A 25247-nucleotide genomic window follows, 5' to 3' on the forward strand; every position below is an offset into this window, starting at 1 on the left:
GCCCTCACCTTCCACTTACCCACATTACAAAACTTAGGCATGCCATCCCAGTTCGTCGGCCCTTTGCTGTGCCTGCATTGGAACATCCGTTGTTACAAACTGCCGGTGCAAAATTTGTACACTTAACATATGATTAATCACCGCATCCAACTGCACTTGCTTGGCAGCGGAAGTCTTGGGATTTTCATGGGTTGCAAACAGAGCTTTGACACCGCCTGTATCCAATAACCCTGCACTTTCCACCGCCGAATTGCAAAGAAATTCATCTGCCAGCGACTTCATGGCGTGCCACTTTTTCGGGTCAGTATGTGCCGGAGGCGCCATGAATGCAAATTTTTCGCGTTCATAAAGTACCGTGGGCAACAGGCCTTTCATGGCCTCACGTAACACGTATTTTTCCGTTCTCCCGCGAATACGCATGGTGGGGGGTACCTGGGTGGCAAACTCCGCTAAGTGATGATCCAGAAACGCCGGCCTGGCTTCCATGGAATTGGCCATGTCCACACGATCGCCTCCCCAGGTAAGAATTTGGCCTTCCAGCATGGTTTTTATCCATACGTACTGTGCCTTATCCAACGGGTGTCGTTCTGAAATCATGTCACTATCCAATGACTCGGCAATGGCCTGCCCCGGTGCATAATCCTGCAATGCAGCTGCAATATCTTTGTGCAACAATCCGGGTACATGCTGGGATGATGACAACCAGGGTTGTAAACAGCTGGGGGTAAAACCGACCTTTGCGTTAAAAGCCTGGTCCTGCCATTCCTCCTCCGCCAACATGGCACCTTTAAATAATTTATTACTCTGAGCCAGTAGTTGCTCCCATGAAGCTCTTTCGGCCGCACTCAGCGTATTCAAGCCATGCAGAAACATATCGCGGCGAAATGCCGGATAACCGGCAAACAACTCATCCGAACCTTCCCCGGTTACCACCACACGGTAGCCGGCCCGATTCACGTGCCGACTCATGAGCATCTTTGCCACACCCAAGGTATTATAGATGGAGCGTTCGGTATGCCAAACAGTGCGAGCAAAATTGTGATACAGATGATCCGCCTGCAACATCATAATATCCTGATCGGCTTTCACACTCTGCGCCATTTCTCGGGCAATGGCCGTTTCGTCGTAGTCGGCATTATCAAAACCAATGGTAAACGCTTTGACCGGAGACTGCTGACTGGCCGCAGATAAGCCCAGTATGGAACACGAGTCGATGCCACCGGACAAATAGCAGGCCACGGGTACGTCGGCTTCCAGACGTAATTGCACTGCTTGCAACAAATGCTCTCGAACGCCTTCAATGTAATACTCGTCTTCGCGGTTTTTCTGACGCTCCTGCATTAACGGAAAATCCATATCCCAGTATTTTTGTTCCCGGATTTGGAAGCGGTTGTGGCGACGCTCCACAATCAGCATGTGCCCTGGCTGGACCTGATGAATACCTTCAAAAGCCGTGGTCCCCGGAACAATGGTTTGCATTAACTGATGATACAAACCCTGGTGACTGATTTGGCGCGGTACATCCGGATGAGCAAAAAGCACTTTCAGTTCCGACCCAAACACCAATGTGTCGTTTACCAAAGTCCAATACAGCGGTTTGATCCCAAAACGATCCCGCACCAGAATCAAACGATCGCGCTGTTTATCGTACAAAGAAAAGGCAAACTCACCGCGCAGATCCGGGAGCATTTGTTCCAACCCCACCCCGGGGTAAAGATGCAATATCAGTTCCGAATCGCTTTTGGTTTGAAACCGGGCACCGCGACTGGTCAGCTGTGCCCGCAAGCGTTTATAGTCATAGAATTCGCCGTTATGTGCTAACAGCAAACTGCCATCTGCGGACACGAAGGGTTGTCTTGCACGTTCTTCGTCCAGGTCTATGATGGACAACCGGGCATGACTGAATCCCACGCCCAGACCATCCAAACTCTTTACCCCAAAACCATCGGGACCTCTATGCCATTGAATAGCCGCCATATTAGCCAGAATTTGTGCATTAATGGGTTTTTTGGGGTCGGCGTGCATGACGCCTGCGATACCGCACATAGAAATACTCCGACTGAATTACTTGTAAACTACCAGTTATGTTGAACCAGACAGGTCAACAATGCCATGCGAATAAACACGGCGCTCCTGGCCTGGGCGAAATACCAATTGTGATTGGTGTCGTCAAGATCTGTTGATAACTCCTCACCCCTTGCCAATGGATGCATAACGATAGCACCGGGTTTCAAAGGTGAGTCTTTACGAAGTTGATAATCTTCACCGAATATTTCGTAGCTGTCACCAATCCAGGCAATGGAATTAATGTACACCACATCCAGCTCTGGTAACTCTTTGTTCATAACATCCGTAACTCGAATATTTAAGCTGCTGTTTTGCAGATATTCTTCTTGAGTGGAGTCAAACACGTCTTTCTCATGACATATCACGACAATTTCAGAAAAGCTACTGGGGAACAGACTCAATAAATACAACAAGGATCGGATGGTACGCATGTTTTTGGGCACACCAATAATACCCATTTTTATCTTATCACCACTCTCTACCTCCCTATTCACCAACTGGGGGCGCCACTTAAAAATGGTATAGATATCCGCTAAAGCCTGTGTCGGATGTTCATCAATTCCATTACCTGCGTTCACAATCGGAATGCGCAGGTTTTTCAACATCTCGTAGATCGAGTCCTTGTTGGTTTCGCGCAACACCACCAGATCCCCATAATTGTTGAGCATCTCCGCCACGTCCGAGAGAGATTCGCCTTTGGCGATGCCGGTAGTAGTAGGGTCGGTGATGGACATGATATCCCCTCCCAGGCGATGCCATGCGCTCTCAAAGGACAAACGCGTTCGCGTACTGGGTTCATAGAACGCACTAATGAGTATTTTTCCCACTAATGGACGCCGGGACTGCTGTGGTACAGCCTCGTGTTTTGCCGCCAGGCGGCACAACTGCACAATCTGATCACGGGTAAACTGCCGCGCCGACACGATGGAAAAGTTTGCCAGATCCAACAACGGAGTGGGGTCTTCCAGCACCATTTTTAACAACGCCAGTGGATGCTCTATACCCTCTGTAACATCCTTTTCCGGCATGGATTCTCGTAACAGTGGACTTAAGGGCTTTACCATTGTTCACCTCTCTTCCAGTCTATTACCAAAAACAAAATCAGCACCAAGGGTGATACCATGGTCAATATTAAAGCCGCACTCACCAGAAACACGAGCATGCTCAAGGAAGCTGTCATCAGCTAGCTCCTTTTGTTCGTAGTTGGCTCCAATCAAAGTCTTGTGGCCACAAAATACTACTTAGCACAACCACCAGCATGGATACTGCCGCACCCACTAAAGCCGCCACATAAAACCCAATGGAAAAATAGGTATAGAGTCCAATGCCTGTACCCAATATCATGGCTAGGGCAGCGCCTAAACTATTGGCTCTTTTCCAGTACAAACCGGCAACGATGGGCCAAATCGTGCTGGCAACAAAGGCTCCGGTGAAATACAGCAGCTCAGCCAGCGTGGTTAGGCGAGGTAAACACAATGACCAGGTCAATACCCCCAACAGCAGGATAATTGCTTTTGCAGCCAATCGAAGTTCTTCCTGACCGGCCTGTGGACGAAAATGTCCCCGGTAAATATCCTGTGTTATCAAATCACTGGTAGCGGCCAGCAGGGAATCCAAACTGGATGCCAGTGCGGAAAACACCACAATGAACACTAAAATAGCACCGCCCACTCCCAACAGTTTCGCCGCCACCATGGGGCCCACCATATCAGCAGCAGGTACATTCAAACCCAAAGCAGGCGTAGCCAGCGCGATAAACCCGGCAACCACGGGTATGGGCAACCACATGATACCGGCAATGGTGTAAGCAGGCATGCCCACACCGTCGCGAAAAGCGAACGCCCTGCTCCACCACACATTGGAATGAAATATTTCGCCGACACCAAACAACAGGTTGTTAAACAAAAACATGATGGCTGCCGGAAACAACAGATTCAATAACTCCGGCCTTTGCTCCAATACACTGGCGTGTATTTTCTCGAATCCCACTTCGGTAATGGCAAACCAGGCCAATATAATGATCCCAATAAGAATCAACAGGGTTTGAATGTAATCTGTACCAATGACAGCACGCAATCCACCCAACAAGGTATAAACCACACATATGCTGACAATTACCGTCATACCGATTTCGTAGGGAATGCCCGTCAGTGCGTTGATTAACACGCCACCGGCCATACCCATGCTAATCAACCAGCCGAAGCCGTAGAACAGGGAAATAAGCAGAAAAACCCGCCAAGTGAATTTTCCATAACGCAACCGCACAAAATCGCCACTGGTGTATGCCGTTGGCATAAGTCGACGAATACGTTTCGCCAGAGGCGCGAACAGTATTAAACCAATGGCTCCCAGGGAATACCCCACCATCCCCCAGATACCCAACTGCAATGTCAACTGAGGCGCAGCCATGGTGGTGTTACTGGTAACCCAGGTCGCCATTGCCGTGGCGGTAGCCAGAGACAGCCCCACATTGCGACCGGCCAACATAAAATCATCCAACTCTTTAGCCTTGCGTCCCCAAAACCACCCTAAGGCGATCCAAACCACACTAAATGCGGCCAGTATGATCCATCCCGTTTGGCTGTCCAGCACTGCTGAGTTGACGTTATTCATGTTCTGACAGCCTTCCTGATCTCCTTAACCACCTCGTCGCTAGTCATAACACGGGCATAGCGGTCTTTAATGGTACTAAGAGTTGCGTTATGCAGTTCCGGCGTCACCGTGGCACAGGCATCATTCACCAAGGTGGTATGAAACCCCCGGTCGCAGGCATCGCGCACAGTGGTGGATACGCATTCATTGGTATATACCCCACAGACGTACAAGGTATCGATTCCCATATTGCGTAAGATGTATTCCACATTGGTGGCATTGAATACGCCACTGGCAGTTTTATTGATAATAATTTCATCGCCCATAGGGGCAATCTCAGGCAAAAACTCCGCTTCCTTTGAGCCGGGTGGGGCATGCAAACCCAGCTTGCGGTGGCCCACACTGCGATCTCTGCCATCACGGGTTAAAGACTGAATCCGGGTATGCATCACTTCCAGTTTCAGGTCTCGAAATGCCTCCTGCATGCGCTTTACATTGGGTAACACGATATGATGCAGACGTTTAAAATAATACTCCTGCGCCTCAATGGGCACACCGGATTTTTCCACGTCAGCAAATACACCATACCCCTCTGCTGCATCGAGGTACTGTAAGTCGATCACCAACAACGCGACATTGTGCTGCTTTAACGCCGTTTCCACATGAGGTACATCAATAATTCCCTCACGATAAGTCTCTATAAGTGGATCGATGTGAAGATATTCCTCATTCAGCCCCTTCAAATCGGTCTTACGAATATCATCACTCATGGCGCCCCCCTGCCACACGAATAAGTGTATTCAAAAGCACGTTACTTCCTTTTTCTATGTGTTCCATGTCGGTCCATTCCGCCGCCGAATGGCTGCGCCCGTCTTTGCTCGGAACAAACACCATGGCTGCCGGAACTATAGCTGCCATCATCTGGCAATCGTGCAGTGCGCCACTGGCCATGCGGTAACTGGAAATGTTCAAAGAGTCTGCCACTCCCCGCAATGTCTCTATCAACGAGCCATTACACTTAACCGGAGGAGTTTCGTTCAGCACGGTAAACTCAAACATGAGTTCATAACGCCGGGCAATGGCCGAGAGTACCCGACGAAAAGCATTGCGTAATTCCTGCAGTGCACCGGGTTCCGTGTCTCGAACATCAAGAGAAAAATTCACCCGCCCGGGGACCACATTAGCGGCGCCGGGGGAAATCGCAACCCGGCCTATGGTTGCCACACTGCGCTCACTGCCGTGCTCTTCCAGCACCCGCCGTATTTGCCCTGCGAACTCGGCCAGCGCCTGAAAAGGATCGTTACGCATATGCATCGGCGTGGTACCGGCATGATTCGGAACACCAATTAGGCTGACTTCCCACTTGAACAAGCCGGCGATAGCATCCACTAGGCCAACGCTGAGCCCCATCTGATCCAACACCGGTCCCTGCTCGATATGCAGCTCAAAAAAAGCACGGATACTTTCGGGAGTTCTGCGCGCATGCAACGCCTGCATGGCATCGTAACCTCGCTGCTTCATGGCATCAATCAATGTCATTCCGTTCAAGTCCACAGCGGTTTGGATGGACTCCGGTGTTAAGCGTCCAGCGATGGCCTGCGATCCCAATAAACCACCAAAACGGCCCTCCTCATCGCTAAAAGCAACCACTTCCAGGGGATAGCGTAGCTCAATGTTTTCTTCCTTAATTCGTCGCAAACATTCCAAACCTACTAAAACCCCCAGCGCGCCATCCAGATGACCGGCTCCGGGAACGGTGTCTAAGTGAGAACCGGTGATCACACTGGGCGTCTCGCCGTCCCAGCACAACCTGCCATGGATATTGGCTGCACCGTCCTCATAAATCTCCAGGCCGGCTTGTTGCAGTTGATTCTTGAACCATAGACGACCGTCCATATCTCCATCACTGAAGGCCATACGAAACACTCCGGCACCATTCCGGCACCCAACTTGTGCCAGAGTTTCGATATCGTGCTTTAAGCGCTGCGGGTTTATGCTGACAATTTTTTGCATCATGTATCAGGTGTAGCGTTTATTACCCTTGAGAATAATGAATAAGGTGGCAAAAAATACTAATGCCCCCAAAACAAAAAACGAAAATGCACGTGACAAAGGGTGGTGCTCCACTTGCACTATGGATACTTCGCTCCAGCTTGGTTGGTTTTGGTCTCGATCGCGGCGAACCCGGTAATAATAAGTACCGTTGGGCCGACCACTAACTAGAGTTGCCGTGTCCGGGCCATGATATATGCGGCGCGGTTGCGTGAACGCGGAGTCTACAGACTCCTCCAGGAGAAAATCACCGGGATCATCACTCTCCCAGCTTAAGCTAAAATAGCCTGCCGACACTCGGTCACTATCTGCTACGAGCTTAGGTGACGTTGAGGTCACCAACTCCGCCGCCCACGCTGACAATGACATGCTCAATGCAAAAAACATTGAAGAAAAGATAAATAATATTCTCATGACAGGCAGAATTTGTCCCTGACTCCCCCACTATCTGCATATTTTCTGTGTAATTTCAGTATATTTGCGGCATCGTCAGTTCCTGCAACAAAGCACTTTAGATCGCCCACTTAGCTCCCGCGGGGTGAACACCGATGCTTTGGCACAGCACTTAATATTATGCCTGACAATAGATTTGTACAATACTAATGGATAGGATAGCAAATATTGCGCAACAATGCCAAAGTGCCCACAATTCTCGCAATTCAAGCAGTATTTCACAAAACGATATCAAACACGGAATATGGGGCTCTTAACCCAAAGTTAGAAATGAACTGGGGAACCTCTGATTTATTCCCGGATGGGTATAGATCAAAAAAATATATTGTTAAGTGTGAGGCTAAAAGCTTCCGCGTCCTGGTCACGCCACTTCTACATCCATGAATTACCTACATCCATGAATTACCTACATCCATGAATTACCTACATCCATGAATTACCTACATCCATGAAGGCATCGAAGCAATTGACAATGGGTTCTCATAAATGCCATTCATGGAGTTAATCATAGGTTCCCTAGGCCCGTTTTCGTGTCCGGATCAAAAAAGGCATGGATATGGTAAAGGTAGAGCCGATACCGTGGATGCTGCTCACCAATATTTCTCCGCCCATGCTGCGACACAGTTTCTGACTTAAACACAAGCCAAGACCGGTCCCTTCAATCTTACCGACGTCATCAGTCCGGACAAACTCATCAAAAATACTTTCCACGTCGTCAGGTCTTATACCGACGCCTGTATCTTTAACAGTGACGGTGTAACAGCCCCCCTCCGGTTCGCCGGCCACCTCGATTTCCACTTCACCGTTTTTGGTGAATTTACAGGCGTTGCCACAGACATTAAGCAGGATCTGATAAAGACGCTGACGGTCCGCATGGACAACAAAGTCCGCCGGTATAATCACCTTCAATCGGTTACCGTTTTTCTCTGCCATTGGACGAACCGTGTCCGTTACATCCCGGATCAATTCTTGTAAATTGAATTTGTTGACAATAATCTCCAATTTACCCGAATTGATTTTAGAGATATCAAGAATTTCATTTATCACAGAGAGCAAGTGTTTTGCCGAACGAATAACCCTGCCCAAATCTTTGGAAGCGCTCTCCTTCTCCAATGTACCGCTGTCATTTTCTTCCTGTAAAAATTCAGAATATCCAATAATGGCGTTTAGAGGTGTGCGCAATTCATGGCTCATATTGGCGAGAAACAAATTTTTAGTGCGGTTTTCGGCCAAAGCGATATCTCGGGCACGCTCCACTTCCGCATTTCTTTTTTCTGTGGTTACGTCAATGAGAATTCCATGTACAAACCCCTGCTCCAGCCGACTCTCCACGTTGACTATTTGTCGCAGCCAAATGAGGTCTCCATCCTTTTTGTGAACACGATACTCAAAAGATGTCATTGCAGGGTTAGCTGGGTTTTCGGCAAAGCGACTCAACAACACCAGGTCATCCTTGTACGCAATACTTTTCATGAATCCCGGTAACTTCCACTCCTCCATGGAATAACCCATCAGTTTTTCCGCTTCTTTATTAATGAAGTTAATACAAAACGGTTGTCGAAACGCTTCAAATATGACCACATTAAGATTATTCAGCAAAGTGGATAGTCGCGCCGCTTTTTGTTCAATCTCCGTTTGTTTTTCCGTTAACAAGCGCGTGGAACTTTCCAGGGACGCCCCTAACTCATTGTAGGCTTGGGCCAATTCATCCAACTCGTCTTTCTCGCCAGCCACTGGTATTCGATAGTCGTATCTACCCTCTTGCAAGGCCTGCGCACCACTTTGCAACAAGGTAATTCGGTTTATTACGTACATACCGACTAAACCAGTCGCCATAATGGACAACAGAATTTCGACTAAAGCTATTAAGGTATTTTGCCACTTGGCGGTGGCGGACAATTTGACAATATCCGTCACAGAAAAACCGGCTTGAAGTAAACCGAAGTTCTGGCCTTGTAGTTTAATCTCGATCTGAGTATCGTAAACCCCGTCTTGCTCTGCTTGAGCGAAAGACCAATCCTGATGAAACTCCCCGGGCGTGTCCCCCACGTGACTGACCAGCCTGTTGCGACGATCATACACCAGCGCGTACTTAACATTGGATTGTTTGGACAGTAGCTGGAGGTTTTCGTGTATCAGAGCGCGGTCCATAGAGGTCAAACCGCCCACCAACAAGCTACTCATTAGAGTAACTTCATCATTTACGGTTTGTTCAAACAGTTCCGCATGTGTGGAGCTCAACAGACGCACACTGTTATACACCAGAATGGATAACATCAGTACTTCAATGAGCACAATGCCCAGGAGCAATTTCAGCGTTAAACCGGACCACTTCATTACTTTAATGTTGTCAATAGTAACAAACCGCGCCATGCGCGGTTTGTTATAATCCCTTGGCAACAACCCCGCCTCATTTCAGTTCCGCAACTTAAAGGTTGTCTGATCCAAGGCCTCTAGGGCTATAGGTATCAAAGCGTCAAAATCTTGAGTTTTTGCCGATTGAAATCCGGGAAAACGAATCTTTTTTAACGTCTGCCGACCCTCTTCAGTGTCTTTAATATCAACAAACGACTTAGCGAGTTTATCTCGCAACGATTGCGGTAAGTCCCGGGATGCAAGAATAGCGATACCCGGAAATTCAGCTGATACCGCAATTTGTCGCAATTTATTTTCTGTTGCCAATTTCAGATGAAACTTCCCGACAATAGCCGCATCGACATCTCCACCCGCAACCGCTCGCAAAGCGGCATTGTGGCTTTTATAAGCCACATACCTGGGAGTATTTTCCTCTACAAGCCCTTGCTCTTTGAGCAGGTGCTTACCAATAACCACCAAAAAGGCTTCTTTGGGACCGTGGGCAATACGTTTCCCAGCCAAATTGGCCAAACCTTTCAAACGGCTTGATTCAGACACGATGATATGAGCGGAGAGATTATGCGAGGCTGCCAATAATTGATAGTGCCCGTCTTCCATACTGAGGGGCACAAAATGAGGAGCCGTGTACACAATATCATATTCATGATTAATGGTACGTTTGAGGTATTCGGGAAAGTTTGGCGCAGATTCCAATACAATCACCTGCCCGGTGTTATGTTCCAAATACTCGCGTAGCGGTGTAAAACGTTTTACCAAGGCCACAGGTGACAGAAACGGTAAGATGCTAAATACTATTTCTTTCGATTCAATTTTTTGACTGGGTACTGCAATTGCGGAAGTACTAACAGATAAAACAAGAACACCCCATATTTGCAAAAGCCTTTTCAAAACCATCTTCCTCAGTTTTCACGTGGCACTGCAAATATATATCGGCGCAACCCTGTAATATTTAACTACAAAATGTAGCAGATTAACTTCACCTTAAGGAATACTTAATCACCGCCTATGAGAGGAGTTCCCTTTCTATATAAATCGTTGAAAAAAGACACAAAAAAAGCCGGGCGTTGAAAACGCCCGGCTATAGATATCGATACGTTTAGAGCGTTTCGTCGCGATCAAAAACACCGTTTTCGTTGCGATCCAAAGCCAAACGCACACCGGAACCCACTGGAGCACAGGTGTAGGTCACTTCGTCACCGGTTTTTCCAGCAGCCTGCTTACGCAAGTCAGCATCGCTGATCAATACCGCTTTGGCATTACTCTGGAACAAGCCATTACCCACATACAAGTAACCTCGATTCGCACTTTGATGAGCAACCAGCTCACACTCGCCCGCTTCCGCACGTGCAACCAACAAATCTATACGAACATTGGCCGCCACACTACCGACAGTTGTCAGAGTTGCTTGTTGACCTACGATAGGAGCCAGATTGGACGGAAATGCCATGATGAAATCTTCCACTTCACGACGTTGTGCGTCACCCAAAGCACGGTCTTTGGAAAAACCGCCGGGATTGCCCGGATCATTGATTCCGTTTGTACCTTTCTCACGGAAGATAAACGCTTTACGCAAATGAAAATCAAACACAGACGGGTTGCTGCCATCGTGGTTGAATCCAAATCCGCGAATCTGGTCGCCCATGTGCGGATTGGGGGAACCGGTATTAATATTGGGAATCAACTCAGGAGTTTGAGCAAAGCCGAACATACCCACTTTCTGGTACATATTACGCAAGTGCGGTACTTTGAAAATCTGCGGAACGATGCGGCCGGCGTTGTAGAAACCGCTGGTACCAAAGAAGCCGGGGCGGTCTACATTATGCTCAGCATTACCTTGAGGATTCAGAGTATGACACTCTTCACAAGTGAAAAACGTATCGCTTTTTTCACCTACAAAGCGTTCGTAACCCGCCTGCTGTGATGCGGTCATGGAATTATCCAAGTTACGAATAGGATTGGGCGGATACATGATTTGCAACGCAAAATCGGTATAAGCCTGCATTTCTTCTGCAGTCAGCATAGCATTACGCCCCACCAGACCGACGAATGCCGGATTGAATTCCTTGAAGGCTTTATCTTCGTTGTAGGTACCGGAGTCCGGCTGTGCGGTTTCTTCTTCATCGCCGGCGGTGCGATCACCACGCCAGTGCATAGGACCGTGGTTGGCCATACCGCGCAGGCTTTGTGTAGTCATGGGGCCTTTTAAAGCACGGAAAGTTTCAGGAATATCAGGACGACCGATTCTTGCCGGACGGTTTCTCCAAGGACCGGGAATAGGCGCAGAAACACCATCAGGATTACCCAGATCCCAAGCCAGCTGATCCATATCACCGAACACGTGACAGGTGCTACAAGAGGAATCACCGGCACTGGAAGTATAAGCCGCATCGTAAAGGAACTTACGACCTGTAACCACACTGGCGGGCTCCGGGTTGTACATAGTGACGTGACTGGTTTCAGTCTTAGTGGTCGTACTCACCACTGAAATACCGTTATCAAAACGGGTTGCCACATAGAGGCGTTGATTTTGTTGATCCAAAATCAAACCACTGGGCCCACCGGCAGACAGGTTGATTTGACGTTTGGTATTGGGAATGAAAGTATCGCTTTCCAATTCGGAAGTTTTGTACATACCCACTTTAGCAGAACCAAAAGCCGCTACAAACAAGGTCCCGCCATCATCGGTAATCGCCATACCCATGGGTTGAGCCAGGCTCTTGGCATTTACAGACTCGGGGTAGTCACAGCAAACACTGTAATCAATGTGTTTGTTCAAGTGACGGGGTAATACGGCACCGTCTTTCAATACGGTAATGCGGTTTTCGGAAAAGTGACCTCGTACCGTCTCCACGTTGTGGAACTCACCGTGGCCTTCAAAACGCACTTCGTTACGCGCTTCGGTATTGGCAACATAAACTGCACCGTTAACAGGATTTACAATCATATTAAATAAGATGGTACCTACACCGGCGAAAGCACCCGCATCACCGGCTACTTGAACCGGAGGATTAGCCGTAGCATCGATAACAAAAACGTCTTTATCCGGCAGGTTCAGCTTCACCAGTTCATCCCAGGCTTTACCGGTTTCATCCACCCAGTCAGTCCCGTTGTATTTAACGATAATACCGGCATTGGGTTGTACTTCGCCTGCTGAGTCGGTGCGCGGACCGGGCAAACCGCCCAGAGCAGTGACGCGACCTTCCCACAGACTGGTGGTTTGGTTGCCGGTTTTAAAACCGGCTGCATAGACTCGTTTGCCATCGGGAGTTACCGCTAATGCGCGTGGTGTATCGGCGAATAAGGTAATTATGGTTTTGGGAGTACCTTTGAACGCGTCTCCCAGGTTATTGGCATCGAACACCCAAACGTCCGCACGACCAATACCGGGGGTGCGATATTCGGGATCGTTAAGAGAGTTTTGTCCGCGGTGTGCTGTGGTGATATAGGCTTGATCGCGGTTAACGCCGGCGAAAACGATATCACGCGGCTCATCACCCACCAACAGGGTTCGCGCCACCCGTTCTTTACCATCGGTCAAATCGACGATACTGACGCTGTCCGACACATGATTGACAACCCAAGCTTCGCTGTCATTACGCAAAACAACCGCTACAGGCTCAAGACCCACGGGGATGGATTTTTTAAAACTTAGGCCGGCGTCAGTAACGCGAAAAACTTCGATCGCATTATTGGGTGTGTTTACGCTGACCAGAAGAGCACTATCGGAAGTCAACGCCAAGGGACGTACCTGACCGGACTCAAACAGGGTAAAGTCTTTTTCAGTTGCTGCAATTACAGAACTTGCAAACATTAACTGAGAAAGAATCAAACACGCTGTTAATTTACGCATTTTGTTCAAATATTTCATTACGGATACTTCCTTCCTACTAATTAAACAACAAAATTCCTGCTACCGGACTAGTGATAGCTCAGTTATAACTATGGCAATGCGCTCTACCGCATTCACATTGTGCTGCATTTCAGTAACCAGAGAATTGAAGCTTGGAAGACCACTACTACAGCAAGTGTTGCACTTGCCGGTCCCTTGCCCTCGTAGAATAGCGTTCGTTGTCCCTGTCTTGCCAGTTCCGGACTTACAGAACAAGCCGGTACCAAACCCTAAACTAATACTCTAAATTTTGACTAATTTTATAATAATTTTCGCTCGCTGTTTAACGCGCGAGCGCGACCATAACAAATCTATATTAGCTTGGGAAGTAAATCAGTATTCATATATTACAACAGTATATCAGCCTGATCGAATATTATTCGTCTATATATTAATCAGGAGTCACAACGTTTTCCGGCTTATAAAAACGAAACCGAGTGACCCAGTACAAACCAATAATCACATCGACGGTGCCACAAAACTGTGGCCACCAAAGCGGCGCACCGCTATTCACAAACCAATGGTTGTGAAATACGTCGTAAATACCATGGGTGACACAAGCGAGTGCCAGCAACAAACTGTAGCCCATTCGTGGTTGTTTCAGCGCCACAAGCGGTATCAAAATAAACCCGCCACCGGCCACGACTTCATTTATAAATGCGGGAATATCCCCGGCTAGCAGCGCAAACATGCAATAGAAAATTGGAAACGAAATCAAGACCAGCACGTAGGGTAACTTGGCATTTTCCCTGCCACTGATTCTAAAGAGCACAATAATTGCAACGGCTGTTACGAATCCAAAAAACAAGGCCAATGCATTCACTTTATCTACCATGTCCTTATCTTATATGTTAAGCACGAATCTTTCTGAGCATTTGGGCAAGCTGCTGCAGTTCTTCGTACCCCAATTTATCGCCAAACAAACTCTGCATAACTCCACTATAAACCGGCCACATGGCTTGGATAGTCTGTTCACCTTTATGAGTAATTTTGACTCGATTACCGCGTCCGTCTTCTTCACAAGCCTGACGGGAAAGCAAATCTTTGGCTTCGAGACGATCCAGCAAGCGAGACAAATTGTGCTTATTCAATAAAACCTTTGCGCCAATCTCGTACTGGCGTAAACCATTGTGGCTGTCACGACTCAATTCCAACAACACGTCATACCAGTCCAAGGGCGGCAACTGCTTTTGCTTCAGCGCTTTCTCCACAGCATCCAGCAAAACCCGGTTAGCCCTGTGCAGTTCGATCCACGCACTCATGGTGACATCGTTTACGACCATATATGCTTACCTCACTTTATAGTTGCATTTGCAACCAGTATAGCCTAGAGTCATATTAGTTGCAACTACAACCAGTTTATCATTCACTTTTGATATGGAGAAAATTAATGAAAACAATATCGCGAGAGCAAATCCAAGCCCGCCTGGCACAACAGCATGCAACAGTCATAGTGGAAGCGCTGCCTCCCCGCTATTACCAGGACGGCCATTTACCAGGGGCAATCAATATTCCGCATGATGAAGTTGAGTCCAAAGCGGCGACATTGGTACCGAACAAAGACAGTTTTGTTGTGGTTTACTGTGCCAACACGCCCTGTCCCAACTCCAAAATTGCTGCGCATACCTTTACCAAACTGGGTTATCAACAGGTCTACGAATATGTGGAAGGTAAGCAGGATTGGGCCGAGGCCGGCTTCGAATTGGAAGTCACCGCCATGACGAAAGCTGAATAGGAGAGAAAGGGAGAAAGGGAGAAGGGGGAATGAAATGGATACTCCTCTCTTTCTCCCAATTGTTGCTCATTTGAGAACAATTATTTGTAAAATACTATATTTATTCTTTTTTAAACACCTATATACTTTCACTACTCAGATTTAACTCAAGGAGAGGTCATGAGCGATAGTGTGCGATTCATCCCTGCTTTAACGGTGCCCGAAGGTGCCGGTGTCACGGTACACCGAACCATAGGCACACCCAGCTTGCGTAATTACGATCCATTTATGTTACTGGATCATTTTTGCAGTGATGATCCTGAGGACTATATTGCCGGATTTCCTTCCCACCCGCATCGAGGCTTCAATACCTTCACCTATATGATAGATGGTGATATGGAACATAAAGACAGCATGGGTAACACGGGCAATCTTGGCCCGGGCGGAGCCCAATGGATGAAAGCGGCCAGTGGTGTGATCCATTCTGAAATGCCCAAGCAGGAAAACGGTTTGATGCGCGGCTTTCAGTTGTGGATCAATTTACCGGCGGCGAACAAAATGGATGACCCCGGCTACCAGGAATACAAAGCGGACGCTTTTCCGGTGGTGAGCAGCGATGATCACAAAGTCAAAGTACTCATTGGCGAGTTTGCCGGTAGTACCAGCCCGATTCAGGATGATATTAGCAACGTCTCCTATTTAGACATAGAGCTGCCTCCCAACAAGACCTTTCAACATCAGTTACCGTTGGAAAACAATTCTTTCTTCTATGTTTTCGAAGGGACCGTCACCGTCGCCGGTAAACATGCCGCCAATACCTTGGTGACCTTGGCTGATGGTGAAGTTCAAGTAAAATCCGGTGACGAGGGAGCACGCTTGGTGCTGATCAGCGGCAAGCCCATCAATGAACCCATTGTGCAATACGGGCCGTTCGTGATGAACACCACAGAAGAGATTCACCAAGCCATGCGTGATTTTCAAAGTAATAATTTTGTACGTAATCGTGCCTGGGTAAATCGTAAAAGCTAAGGCAACAAAGTAGAACCATTTAACACAGGAAGTAATATGCGAACCAAGAATTACCCCCGATTGGACAGCCAATTTATTGAACGCTGGTCGCCCCGTGCCTTTTTGTCAGACTCTATATCGGCTGAAGATACTGCCACATTGTTTGAAGCGGCGCGTTGGAGCCCCTCTTGCTACAACGAACAACCGTGGCGTTTTGTCTACGCTACTCAAACACAAGACCTGGAGCAATTCCGAAGCACTTTGGCGGAGTCCAATCAGGTGTGGGCCAACTCGGCGCCACTGTTAGTATATTTATTCAGCAAAAAAACTTTTAGTCACAACAATAATCCCAATCGCTGGGCCGACTTCGACACTGGCGCGGCTTGGATGGCTCTCAGTCTGCAAGCACACAAACAGGGGCTCTATACCCACGCCATGGGTGGCTTCGATACTGACAAAGCCTACGCTGTTACGGGCGTAGATTCACAGGAATTTAACGTGGTATGCGCCATCGCCATAGGCAAGCGCGCTGATGCTGACAGTTTGCCGGGAAAGTTACAGAACATGGAAATACCCAATGATCGAAAATTATTGGAAGAGGTGGTATTCCAAAGCTCTATGGGTTAATCCACTCGTGGACTAGATTTCCTGGATGAGCAGAGATGAGGACTAAATCGTCAAGTGCGAGGCGAAACGCTTCCGCGTCCCGCTCACGCCCCTTCCCCACATCCATGTGAGGAAAACACAGGGAATATCGGGAGTTTTTCCAAGTTTTTCAACGAAGCAATTGACTATTTAGTCCTCATAAATGGCATTCACGAAGTTAATCAGAGGTTCCCTAAATAAGTTTCATCCAAACCGGTACGAGCACAACCGCCAACGCCGTGGTCATAACAAATGCTGCAGCATAAATACGCGTTTCAAACTTAAATCGTTCGCAGATGATCAACCCCAGCAGGGATACTGGCATAACGCCATTAATCATCATGGCTTTTGTTGTCTTGGCACCTGGTGAGCCGAACAGCTTGACCATAAGAAGCAAAACTACAGGGATAAGAACCATCTTGATCACAGCGACGGGCGCTATATCCTTGACCAAATCTTTCCAATTCTGCTCCCATTTCAAACTTAACCCCAACGTCAGCACGAGCAATGGGATAAGTGCATTTGTCACCATTGCATCGATATTCAGCCAGGCGGGGATTTTCATACCGGTCACGTTTACCATCACACCAAGAACCGCCGCAATCAACAACGGATCCTTAGCCAAGGTCATGGCTTCGTCGGTTACCGCACCGGCTGGTTTTTTCAACTTTGAAGGTGAACCCAAAGCTCTGGCCAAAAATAAACCTGCGGTGTACAGAAGCAAAACATTGGCCACCATAAAATGTGTAGCCGCAAGACGGGACGTCCAGGAACCCACCATAATCTTAGTTAAGGGCAAGCCAATAAAAACCACGCTGCCGAAACAAGCTGCCAGCAACAAAGCCCCTTGAACTTTGGGTTGCAGCTTGGTTTTAGAAAACCAAAAAAAGCCCGCAGCCAGCGCCACTGCGGTGGCTACGGTGACATACATCACGTACTTACCAATCGCCGCATTGAACTTAATCTCAGCCATAGCGAAAAAAATGAAAATAGGTAACAGAACCCAGTAGATAATACTGATAATGGCGCGTTGCACCGCGTCCGCACTGTAGCCGTCCGGTTTAAAGTAGCGCCAGGCTACCCCGATGGCAATAAACACAACCAGTTGCATCATTGCATTGTTCATGGATCTTCTCCTAGACTGTTTAAATGTGCAAACACGAATTTGCTTGAGAAATCGCTGGATAATCGTAGCCCGCATCAAAGCTGAGCGGTTAAACAGTTATCGAACCCTTGAGCTCTAAATTTCGTGAAAACCCCGCCATTTTTGTGTAGTGGATCACGCTTTATGCAAAATCCGGGCAATCTTCGCCAAATATTGTCAACATATTTCCAGGCAGGGTGTTTTTTTGCGTCCGCTGATTTAACTTAACTGGGCTTTTGTAAAAACCGCATCCAAGTCCTGCTTCATCCCGTCGGCTATTCCTTGATCAAGAAATGGTTGGTGCTGAACCCAGATCGCCGGATTGAAACCGGGGTTTTCCATAAGAAACTGTTGTGCTTGCCACACCGCATCGTCCAGGCGCCCCATACGCTTGAGTGTAATGATCATATACAAGTTGCCTTGATAACGGCGGGGATTAATTTGCAAAGACTCCTCAAATGCAGCATAGGCGGAATCATAGTTTTGCAGTGACAAGTATGCCTGCCCCTGGACGCTGGGATACATGGAGGGATAATGAGGATTCAGGCGCTTTGCGGTTTGCACCAACGGCAGAGCCAATTCTGCTTGGTCGGAAAGTACATAAATCGCTGCAAGTAATAAATGGGCATCAGCATTATTAGGGTCTAACTCAATGCAACGCTGAGCCTTGGAAATTGCCTTTTGGTGATCGCCTTGAAGATATAAATGGGCATAGCCGGCCACCCAATACGCTTGTGGTAGACCGGGATTCAATTCCAAGGCTAGCTTTACTTGTTCTAAAGCCAGTTTGGCAACATCATCCCCCACCCAGGAAAATCGAAAGGCATCCGTATGTGCCAAAGCCAGAGCGCTATGGGCACGGGCAAACTTAGGATCTAGATGAATGGCCCGTTCGAAGTAATCTCGAGCTTTGTGATAATCCGTCACCGCGCCACGTTTGACCAGGCTGGCTTGCCCCTGTAAAAATAAATCGTAAGCCGGAAAACTCACTGTGTATTGTTTTCTTTGACGCTCCCATTCTTTTTCATTTATCTTGATAGAAAGTAAAGAAACAATTTTCTGACGTACTTCATCCTGGATATGAAATAGGTTCTTATTGTCACGCTCGAAACGGCCGGCCCATAGATTGATACCGCTTTTTGCGTCCACCAATTGCACAGTGATGCGAATTTGTTCTTTTACACGACGGACACTTCCTTCTAACACGTATTGTATTCCCAACTCCTGAGCCAGGGTTTGCAGGCTTACTGTTCTTGTTTTATAAGCAAATGTAGAACGCCGTGAAATCACCAACAAGCCGGATAGCTGCGACAGATCATTAATCAGCTCTTCTGCCAATCCGTCGCTGAAATACTCCTGGGATGGGTCGTCGCTAAAATTAGAGAACGGTAACACAGCAATAGCCGGTTTTTCAGTAAACGGCGTTTCAGGCGGTTTATCCCACCCACGCAGCAAAGCGCCAAACAGCAACAGCAGTAGCGTCAAAACTGCCACTACTGGTTTATTGAACTGCAGATCGAGCCACATTCCCGGCTTGGCTTCCGGCACAGCGTTGCTCTCCGGCTCTGAACGAGCCTCGTAGGAAACCGCTGCGATGAGTCGATAGCCTTTTTTCGACACAGTTTCGATGTATCGCGGATTACGAGAATCATCCCCCAATGCCCGACGCAATTTGATAATGGAACTGGACAGCGCATCGTAACCGACTACCAGCCCGGGCCAGGCTCGTGCTTCCAACTCCTCTCGGCTAACCACCTCCCCGGCTCTCTCAGCAAGAATCAGCAGAACCGCCATGACTTTGGGCTCCACATGAACCTCATCTGAGTCCATTTGCAACTTACCGCATGCCGAATCCACGCGCCACTGTTCCAGCCAGAAAACCTTTCTATCCAAGGTGCTCGCCACAGGGACATTCATTTGCCCATTCACTATCCGTCACACTCCACCGTTAAGTCTTTGTTTTTAAAGTCGCAAAAAATCATCGAAATATAATCGAATTATCGCCGTAACTTTCCATTCATTTTAGCTAAGTTTTCTCTCAACGAACGCTTTATCCAATCAATTTAGGGCAGACCAATCGGAGACAAAATAATGCAATATTCAATATTCCATCGACACATTACGCACACCCTGCCGGCTTTATGGATGGCTTTATGGATGGCTTTATGGATAGCCCCATGGACCAGTCATGCTGCTGATCTTAGCATCACCAAAGACTATCCCTTGACTCAGCTGAGCAAGCGAGTTTGGGTCATCCACGGTCCCAATGAGGAAGTTTCTAAAGCCAATCAGGGATTTCGCAACAACCCGGTATTCATTTCCAGTAGCAAAGGCCTAATCGTTGTCGACCCCGGCAGCAGCGTCCACATTGGCGAAATGATTGTCAACAAAGCCAAAACCATCAGCAACAAACCCATTATCGCCATATTCAATACCCACGGTCATGGCGACCACTGGCTGGCCAATCACGGGATTAAAAACCATTACCCTAAGGCCGTTATCTATGCCCACGCCAAAATGAAAACCCGTCTGGAAAGCGGAGATGCGGATATGTGGCTTAAAGCCATAGAACAACGCACCGAAGGCATGTCGACAGGTACCAAAGCCTATTTACCGGAAAAATCCGTGAACGATGGTGAAGTGCTCAGTTTCGGTGATGTGCGCATCAAGGTATTTTACAGTGGCGCCGGCCACAGCGACCACGACATCATGCTGCATATTTTGGAGGACAAGGTCTTCGTCTTTGGGGACAATCTGCGCAATGAAAACATCAGCCTGTTTATGGCCAGCTTTAATGGCAATCTGGCCTCACTGGATGTTGGCTTACAGTCGGGTGCAGAAATCTTCATCCCAGGCCATGGGGCCAGTGGCGACAAACGTATTATCCAGTCATATCGCCAGTTCATTAGGGCGCTCAAAGCCGAAGTTAAACGTCACTACGAAGACGGACTAAGTGACTTTGAAATGAAGCCAAAAATAATAAAGTCACTACTGCAGTCCAAACAATGGTCCGGGTTTGAAGAAAACATCGGCCGACTGATCAATCTGGCTTATTTAGAGATAGAACAGGAATCTTTCTAGTTAATAATAGAGTGCAGCTCCCCTGGATGCTGCACTCAGTTGTTCAATGATTATTTCGTGTTTATATCCGGCAACCTCATATCAGAATCTTCGTAGGTGCCGCGGTTCGCATCCAAGTGGCAAGCGCTACAGTTGCTCTTACTTTTAACTTTATTATGCTTCCAATAGACATCTTCAATATCCTTATGCTTTTTCACAATATAGTGCGTCTCAGAAACTCGTAGAGGTAATTCGTTTTCCGGGGTGTAATAAAGTATTTTTCGCGACGGTTCTGTCAAGTTGGATTCTGCTGGATATTTCAAATGAAACTCCAATAAAGACTTTGCATCATCCTCACTCAAATCCAAGTCTTCGCCGAAATGTTCGTGTTGTTGTGAAAACATTTTTTCCCAAGAACGCCTGGGCAACAAAGAGGGATGAAAAGCAAAGTGACATTCCCCACAAGCCTCTCGCCACTGCGCATTATCCGGCAACTCAGGCCCCGTGTAAGGTTGATATAAATTGTCTGCGCTCTCGGTCAAGTAACCACGAAAATAGAACAGTGCCGATGCGCTCACCAAAACCACCATGAGCAGCCCTAACAGGTGATGCCCATGGACCCCAGGCTCCCCTGCAGTACCGTCTTTGCGACCCGTAATCATGGACCAAATCAAGTTGTCGCGATGAAACAGGCTCTCAGCCAATACACCGGTCACATGAATCGCAGTCAAACCCAACATTCCCCAAGCCAGCAAAGTATGCCACTCCCGACTGAGGATACCGATGCGAAAACCCACCCAACCCGCCAATGGTCCGTGGCCTTCTTCACCACCTAAAGTAATAAGCCCGGAAAAAGCTACAGCCAAGCCCAACGCCAGCAACAGGAAAATAGCCCAACCACCAATGGGATTGTGGCCTATATGGCGCATGGCAGTACCGTCCAACAAGCCTTTTAAATACGCTGTTACAGAGCGCCAATCATAAGCGAAACTGTGAAATCGTGCGTAACGAGTTCCTATCACTCCCCACAAAAACCGAAACCCCAACAGAGCAAGCATGGTATAGCCGGCATATACATGCACGAACAAGAAGCGGTTATCATCATAGCTCAACCAAGCCAACAAAAAACTTAATACCAATAACCAATGAAATGCTCGGGTGGGCAAGTCCCAAATAACTGTACTAGGGTTTTTCTGTTTCATATTCTACGTATTGTGCTGTTGAACAAAACGGAAGCGGATGTCACCGCATATGCTATCGGGTGTGATAGTCAAACCTTTAAAAGGTTCAGCGATATTCCTGAGTTGAATATATCGCTACTGTTAGGAATATCATATTGAAGTAGCTTAAGAATTGATTAACAGCATTGTTTGTGTATTGCCTTCCAGCCCTTTCCTTACTAACATTGTTGCTATCAAGATAAGTCTCATCCAGCAAGGAACGGAACCCATAGCCTCCTCCTGCGTCGTCCTTATCATGAATAATCGCTCTATTCATTTAACAAACTATTCACTAGAGGCGAAACTATGTTTATGAACTTTGCCAGGTCACTGTTGGTCCTGCCCCTATTGCTTAGCTCGACAGCCATTGCGGAAGAGTCACCAGCACCTTTAATTCTATACCCACCCATGGCAAACACTTATACTGATGAGCAAGCCTCCTTGTTTCTGGCGGCTGCGGACACCGACCCTAACCTCATGCAAAACAATACCGCCGAGACGGATTCAAAAACGCCGTTTCAGGAACGCTGGTTCACCGGTAACAAGTTTCACCAATACCTGGGACTGGGCTCCATCGGCATGGCTGTCATTGCGGCAGCCTTGCCGAAAGAGGAAGATGGACCTCACGAGTATTTCGCTAGAGGTGCAGCATTTTTTGGAGGCGCCGCCGTCGCCACAGGCCTGGCTTTTCACTTTGAAGATCTCAGTTTAAAAGGCGGATTCTCCAACCCGGATAATATGCACGCGGCACTGTCTACCTTAGGCGCCATAGGCTTTATGTTGGCGATAGATAAGGCTCCGGAAGGAGGTCATGCCGGCATGGGAATCAGCGGAACCGTGCTTATGCTGGGCGGCATTAAATACACCTGGTAAGCGGGAGACTGTAATGGTAAAAATATTCACAACCATCACGGTCACCGCCTTGCTGACCGCATTCAGCAGCCTCTGTGGAGCCGGTGCCCTGGAAGACGCCTTCAAGCAATTCGCTAATGGCCAATCCTTAAGCTTTGATGCCAACACCGGTAAAACATTTTGGAACAAAACCTACCCTCAAAAAGACGGTAAAGTCCGTCAATGCGCCACATGCCACGGTGACGATTTAAGCAAAGCCGGCAAACATATCAAGACGGGTAAAACCATAGAACCTTTGGCTCCCTCCGTTAACAAAGAACGTTTTACCAAGTTAAAGAAAATCAACAAGTGGTTTAAACGCAATTGTAAATGGACCGTAGGTCGAGAATGCACCAATCAGGAAAAAGGCGATTTACTGAAATACCTGTCTCAACTGTAGGACACCAATTATGAATACTGTTATGAATCCTTTTTTGAAAAACAAAGCCATTGTCGTATTACTGGGCCTGCTCGCTCTGGGCAATGTTTCCATGGTAGCGGCGGAAGAACAAAGCTTTTGGTCATGGTTTTTCAGCTTCGAACGTATGAAAGAAGTGGAACCCATGAACAATGCTACCTATAAAGAAGAATGCGGCTCCTGCCACTTCGCTTATCCCGCAGGGCTATTGCCACAGGCCTCCTGGGAAAAACTCTTGGACGCCAAAGCCCTGGCGGACCACTTTGGCGAAAACGCGGAGTTGGACGAAGCAATGCGCACGCAATTGTTACAGGCGCTGGTTGCAAAATCGGCCGAGAAATCCTACTACAAACGTTCCAAGAAAGTTATGGCATCTCTCGATGCCGGCTCCGCCCCCAAGCGTATTACGGAAGTACCTTACATTAAGGAAAAACATGAGGAAGTGAAGGAAAAAGTTAAAAGCAACAAGAAAATCAAATCCATGAGTTTCTGTGACAAATGCCATCAAAAAGCCGATGAAGCCAGATTTGATGACGATACCGTGGTGATTCCGGAATATGGGGTTTGGACTTGGTAGGGCTTAACAGAAAATATTGCTCATAGAAACAATGTAAACGCATAAAGTCTGTTCGGCGGATTACGTAAACTAATCCGCCCTACGGTTCTGGTTTACCGCCGCTTTAGTCATCGAACTTTCCGCCCCCTCTCCGCCACCCCAAAAAAAGACCCGTTTGTATCAGCATTCCGGTGCCCGCAGAACGGGATTACAGTGCACATCCTTGTGCACTGCCCTGCGGGCCATCGTCTCTGCGTTCCGATGTTCAAAATCGTTCCGGACGATTTTGTGCCTCACAGCGTGTTGCTCGCCCTACGGGCAGCCTGCGGCTCGACTACCTGTTCCCGACGTACTACCTCGTCCGTCCATGGACTCGTGGCCAAACTGCTCTCGCAGTTTGTCGAACCGGAGGGGCGAGCCGGAAAAAGAAAAAGGTCCGGTGAACCTTTTTCCCGGCGAGCGCATTGCCGGGGAAGGCAAGGCTGGGGGTAGTTTGGAGAACGAAAGTTGCGCCAGGGATGGCGAGGTGATGCGTGTTTAGTGAAATGAACTTCTCCGCCACCCAAAAAAAAAGACCCGATTGGGTCTTTTTTTTGGGTGGCGGAGAGAGAGGGATTCGAACCCTCGATGGAGCTATTAACCCCATACTCCCTTAGCAGGGGAGCGCCTTCAGCCTCTCGGCCATCTCTCCATAAACTGTGTTGTTCTTAAGTTTCGATCTAACTTGCTGAGGCGCAAGCACGCCCGATTTAGACGGGCCATTCTGCCAAAACTGGCGTCAATAGGGAACCCGTTTTTTTCACTTTTGCTGATTTTTCTTGCGATTGGGGAACACAGCCTGGCGGTCTGTGTCTAATTTTTCTTATAAACAACGAATATGTTGCAGCTTAATCGTCGAAACCTGCCCTCAACTTACTGCCAAGCTGCAACAACTCCATTTCTTAACCTACAGCTTTATCACCAGACTCGGTATCGCCTTCTTTTTCTTTTTGAATCCGTTCGTAAATCTCTTCGCGATGAACTGACACGTTTTTAGGCGCGTCCACTCCAATTCTCACTTGATTACCTTTAACACCGAGTACCGTCACGGTCACGTCATCGCCGATAATCAACGATTCACCAACGCGTCTTGTTAGGATTAACATCTTTATATATCTCCTTA

The 25247-nt window shown here is 47.9% G+C and carries 23 protein-coding genes and 1 tRNA gene; 7 read left to right on the forward strand and 17 right to left on the reverse strand.

Features of this window, described 5'->3' with window-relative positions; translation table 11 throughout:
- Nucleotides 1-33 precede the first annotated feature (33 nt).
- The 12 genes from asnB to OEY58_11340 form a co-directional block, all read right to left on the reverse strand.
- Nucleotides 34-2046: an asparagine synthase (glutamine-hydrolyzing) gene (gene asnB / locus OEY58_11285; GenBank protein MDH5326035.1), complete on the reverse strand. Its 2013-nt coding sequence runs from the start codon at nucleotides 2044-2046 to the stop codon at nucleotides 34-36.
- Between the two features lie 29 nt (nucleotides 2047-2075).
- Entirely contained in the window at nucleotides 2076-3131 is a 1056-nt protein-coding gene (locus OEY58_11290; GenBank protein MDH5326036.1) for an aspartate carbamoyltransferase, read from the reverse strand.
- Nucleotides 3125-3247, reverse strand: coding sequence for a hypothetical protein (locus OEY58_11295; protein MDH5326037.1), 123 nt, complete (start codon nucleotides 3245-3247; stop codon nucleotides 3125-3127). The genes OEY58_11290 and OEY58_11295 overlap by 7 nt, the downstream gene beginning before the upstream one ends.
- Entirely contained in the window at nucleotides 3247-4680 is a 1434-nt protein-coding gene (locus tag OEY58_11300; protein ID MDH5326038.1) for a sodium:solute symporter family protein, read from the reverse strand. The genes OEY58_11295 and OEY58_11300 overlap by 1 nt, the downstream gene beginning before the upstream one ends.
- Nucleotides 4677-5429: a cysteine hydrolase gene (locus OEY58_11305; GenBank protein MDH5326039.1), complete on the reverse strand. Its 753-nt coding sequence runs from the start codon at nucleotides 5427-5429 to the stop codon at nucleotides 4677-4679. Before OEY58_11305 ends, OEY58_11300 begins: the two co-directional genes overlap by 4 nt.
- A complete protein-coding gene (locus tag OEY58_11310) occupies nucleotides 5422-6672 on the reverse strand; it encodes a Zn-dependent hydrolase (GenBank protein MDH5326040.1) in 1251 nt (416 codons plus the stop codon). Before OEY58_11310 ends, OEY58_11305 begins: the two co-directional genes overlap by 8 nt.
- A gap of 6 nt (nucleotides 6673-6678) precedes the next feature.
- Nucleotides 6679-7080 (reverse strand): hypothetical protein, encoded by a 402-nt coding sequence (locus tag OEY58_11315; protein MDH5326041.1) that lies wholly within the window; start codon nucleotides 7078-7080, stop codon nucleotides 6679-6681.
- A gap of 600 nt (nucleotides 7081-7680) precedes the next feature.
- Nucleotides 7681-9564: an ATP-binding protein gene (locus OEY58_11320; protein ID MDH5326042.1), complete on the reverse strand. Its 1884-nt coding sequence runs from the start codon at nucleotides 9562-9564 to the stop codon at nucleotides 7681-7683.
- A 15-nt stretch (nucleotides 9565-9579) separates the two neighbouring features.
- Nucleotides 9580-10428, reverse strand: a complete 849-nt coding sequence (locus tag OEY58_11325) for a phosphate/phosphite/phosphonate ABC transporter substrate-binding protein (protein MDH5326043.1) — start codon at nucleotides 10426-10428, stop codon at nucleotides 9580-9582.
- A gap of 208 nt (nucleotides 10429-10636) precedes the next feature.
- Entirely contained in the window at nucleotides 10637-13408 is a 2772-nt protein-coding gene (locus tag OEY58_11330) for a hypothetical protein (protein MDH5326044.1), read from the reverse strand.
- Nucleotides 13409-13820: 412 nt separating this feature from the next.
- Nucleotides 13821-14264 carry a hypothetical protein gene (locus OEY58_11335; protein ID MDH5326045.1) on the reverse strand — a complete coding sequence of 148 codons (444 nt, stop codon included), beginning with the start codon at nucleotides 14262-14264 and terminating at the stop codon, nucleotides 13821-13823.
- Nucleotides 14265-14280: 16 nt separating this feature from the next.
- Complete coding sequence (locus tag OEY58_11340; GenBank protein MDH5326046.1) at nucleotides 14281-14712, reverse strand: MarR family transcriptional regulator; 432 nt, start codon at nucleotides 14710-14712, stop codon at nucleotides 14281-14283.
- 107 nt (nucleotides 14713-14819) lie between these two features.
- Between OEY58_11340 and OEY58_11345 the strand changes: the two genes are divergently transcribed.
- The 3 genes from OEY58_11345 (at nucleotide 14820) to OEY58_11355 (ending at nucleotide 16778) form a co-directional block, all read left to right on the forward strand.
- A complete protein-coding gene (locus OEY58_11345; protein MDH5326047.1) occupies nucleotides 14820-15164 on the forward strand; it encodes a rhodanese-like domain-containing protein in 345 nt (114 codons plus the stop codon).
- Nucleotides 15165-15323: 159 nt separating this feature from the next.
- The gene (locus OEY58_11350; GenBank protein ID MDH5326048.1) at nucleotides 15324-16172 is read left to right on the forward strand and encodes a pirin family protein; all 849 of its coding nucleotides are present in this window, start codon (nucleotides 15324-15326) and stop codon (nucleotides 16170-16172) included.
- Nucleotides 16173-16208: 36 nt separating this feature from the next.
- The gene (locus OEY58_11355) at nucleotides 16209-16778 is read left to right on the forward strand and encodes a nitroreductase family protein (protein ID MDH5326049.1); all 570 of its coding nucleotides are present in this window, start codon (nucleotides 16209-16211) and stop codon (nucleotides 16776-16778) included.
- A gap of 211 nt (nucleotides 16779-16989) precedes the next feature.
- On the opposite strand, the gene OEY58_11360 is transcribed toward OEY58_11355, so the two are convergent.
- Entirely contained in the window at nucleotides 16990-17922 is a 933-nt protein-coding gene (locus OEY58_11360; GenBank protein MDH5326050.1) for an AEC family transporter, read from the reverse strand.
- Between the two features lie 237 nt (nucleotides 17923-18159).
- A complete protein-coding gene (locus OEY58_11365) occupies nucleotides 18160-19857 on the reverse strand; it encodes a winged helix-turn-helix domain-containing protein (GenBank protein MDH5326051.1) in 1698 nt (565 codons plus the stop codon).
- A gap of 174 nt (nucleotides 19858-20031) precedes the next feature.
- On the opposite strand from OEY58_11365, the gene OEY58_11370 reads away from it, so the two are divergent.
- Complete coding sequence (locus OEY58_11370; GenBank protein ID MDH5326052.1) at nucleotides 20032-21021, forward strand: MBL fold metallo-hydrolase; 990 nt, start codon at nucleotides 20032-20034, stop codon at nucleotides 21019-21021.
- 50 nt (nucleotides 21022-21071) lie between these two features.
- On the opposite strand, the gene OEY58_11375 is transcribed toward OEY58_11370, so the two are convergent.
- Nucleotides 21072-22202 carry a cytochrome b/b6 domain-containing protein gene (locus tag OEY58_11375; GenBank protein ID MDH5326053.1) on the reverse strand — a complete coding sequence of 377 codons (1131 nt, stop codon included), beginning with the start codon at nucleotides 22200-22202 and terminating at the stop codon, nucleotides 21072-21074.
- 324 nt (nucleotides 22203-22526) lie between these two features.
- Between OEY58_11375 and OEY58_11380 the strand changes: the two genes are divergently transcribed.
- The 3 genes from OEY58_11380 to OEY58_11390 are packed head-to-tail and all read left to right on the forward strand — an operon-like array spanning nucleotide 22527 to nucleotide 24106.
- On the forward strand, nucleotides 22527-23093 hold the full coding sequence (locus OEY58_11380) for a hypothetical protein (GenBank protein ID MDH5326054.1): 567 nt from the start codon (nucleotides 22527-22529) through the stop codon (nucleotides 23091-23093).
- Nucleotides 23094-23106: 13 nt separating this feature from the next.
- Complete coding sequence (locus OEY58_11385; protein MDH5326055.1) at nucleotides 23107-23511, forward strand: DUF1924 domain-containing protein; 405 nt, start codon at nucleotides 23107-23109, stop codon at nucleotides 23509-23511.
- A gap of 10 nt (nucleotides 23512-23521) precedes the next feature.
- On the forward strand, nucleotides 23522-24106 hold the full coding sequence (locus OEY58_11390) for a diheme cytochrome c (GenBank protein MDH5326056.1): 585 nt from the start codon (nucleotides 23522-23524) through the stop codon (nucleotides 24104-24106).
- 577 nt (nucleotides 24107-24683) lie between these two features.
- On the opposite strand, the gene OEY58_11395 is transcribed toward OEY58_11390, so the two are convergent.
- Both OEY58_11395 and csrA read right to left on the reverse strand, forming a co-directional pair.
- Nucleotides 24684-24776 (reverse strand) — tRNA-Ser (locus tag OEY58_11395).
- Between the two features lie 250 nt (nucleotides 24777-25026).
- The gene (gene csrA / locus OEY58_11400; GenBank protein MDH5326057.1) at nucleotides 25027-25230 is read right to left on the reverse strand and encodes a carbon storage regulator CsrA; all 204 of its coding nucleotides are present in this window, start codon (nucleotides 25228-25230) and stop codon (nucleotides 25027-25029) included.
- Nucleotides 25231-25247 lie beyond the last annotated feature (17 nt).

Source organism: Gammaproteobacteria bacterium (assembly GCA_029882975.1).
Lineage (GTDB): Bacteria > Pseudomonadota > Gammaproteobacteria > SZUA-152 > SZUA-152 > JAJDNG01.

Bases quoted from the DNA above. Each gene is read 5' to 3' on its own strand.
- OEY58_11330 (MDH5326044.1), bottom strand. From the start codon at position 13,408: ATGAAATATTTGAACAAAATGCGTAAATTAACAGCGTGTTTGATTCTT.
- OEY58_11345 (MDH5326047.1), top strand. From the start codon at position 14,820: ATGAAAACAATATCGCGAGAGCAAATCCAAGCCCGCCTGGCACAACAG.
- OEY58_11390 (MDH5326056.1), top strand. From the start codon at position 23,522: ATGAATACTGTTATGAATCCTTTTTTGAAAAACAAAGCCATTGTCGTA.
- OEY58_11335 (MDH5326045.1), bottom strand. From the start codon at position 14,264: ATGGTAGATAAAGTGAATGCATTGGCCTTGTTTTTTGGATTCGTAACA.
- OEY58_11370 (MDH5326052.1), top strand. From the start codon at position 20,032: ATGCAATATTCAATATTCCATCGACACATTACGCACACCCTGCCGGCT.
- csrA (MDH5326057.1), bottom strand. From the start codon at position 25,230: ATGTTAATCCTAACAAGACGCGTTGGTGAATCGTTGATTATCGGCGAT.
- OEY58_11350 (MDH5326048.1), top strand. From the start codon at position 15,324: ATGAGCGATAGTGTGCGATTCATCCCTGCTTTAACGGTGCCCGAAGGT.
- OEY58_11355 (MDH5326049.1), top strand. From the start codon at position 16,209: ATGCGAACCAAGAATTACCCCCGATTGGACAGCCAATTTATTGAACGC.
- OEY58_11365 (MDH5326051.1), bottom strand. From the start codon at position 19,857: ATGAATGTCCCTGTGGCGAGCACCTTGGATAGAAAGGTTTTCTGGCTG.
- OEY58_11300 (MDH5326038.1), bottom strand. From the start codon at position 4,680: ATGAATAACGTCAACTCAGCAGTGCTGGACAGCCAAACGGGATGGATC.
- OEY58_11295 (MDH5326037.1), bottom strand. From the start codon at position 3,247: ATGACAGCTTCCTTGAGCATGCTCGTGTTTCTGGTGAGTGCGGCTTTA.
- OEY58_11305 (MDH5326039.1), bottom strand. From the start codon at position 5,429: ATGAGTGATGATATTCGTAAGACCGATTTGAAGGGGCTGAATGAGGAA.
- OEY58_11375 (MDH5326053.1), bottom strand. From the start codon at position 22,202: ATGAAACAGAAAAACCCTAGTACAGTTATTTGGGACTTGCCCACCCGA.
- OEY58_11360 (MDH5326050.1), bottom strand. From the start codon at position 17,922: ATGAACAATGCAATGATGCAACTGGTTGTGTTTATTGCCATCGGGGTA.
- OEY58_11315 (MDH5326041.1), bottom strand. From the start codon at position 7,080: ATGTCATTGTCAGCGTGGGCGGCGGAGTTGGTGACCTCAACGTCACCT.
- OEY58_11385 (MDH5326055.1), top strand. From the start codon at position 23,107: ATGGTAAAAATATTCACAACCATCACGGTCACCGCCTTGCTGACCGCA.
- asnB (MDH5326035.1), bottom strand. From the start codon at position 2,046: ATGTGCGGTATCGCAGGCGTCATGCACGCCGACCCCAAAAAACCCATT.
- OEY58_11290 (MDH5326036.1), bottom strand. From the start codon at position 3,131: ATGGTAAAGCCCTTAAGTCCACTGTTACGAGAATCCATGCCGGAAAAG.
- OEY58_11380 (MDH5326054.1), top strand. From the start codon at position 22,527: ATGTTTATGAACTTTGCCAGGTCACTGTTGGTCCTGCCCCTATTGCTT.
- OEY58_11310 (MDH5326040.1), bottom strand. From the start codon at position 6,672: ATGCAAAAAATTGTCAGCATAAACCCGCAGCGCTTAAAGCACGATATC.
- OEY58_11340 (MDH5326046.1), bottom strand. From the start codon at position 14,712: ATGGTCGTAAACGATGTCACCATGAGTGCGTGGATCGAACTGCACAGG.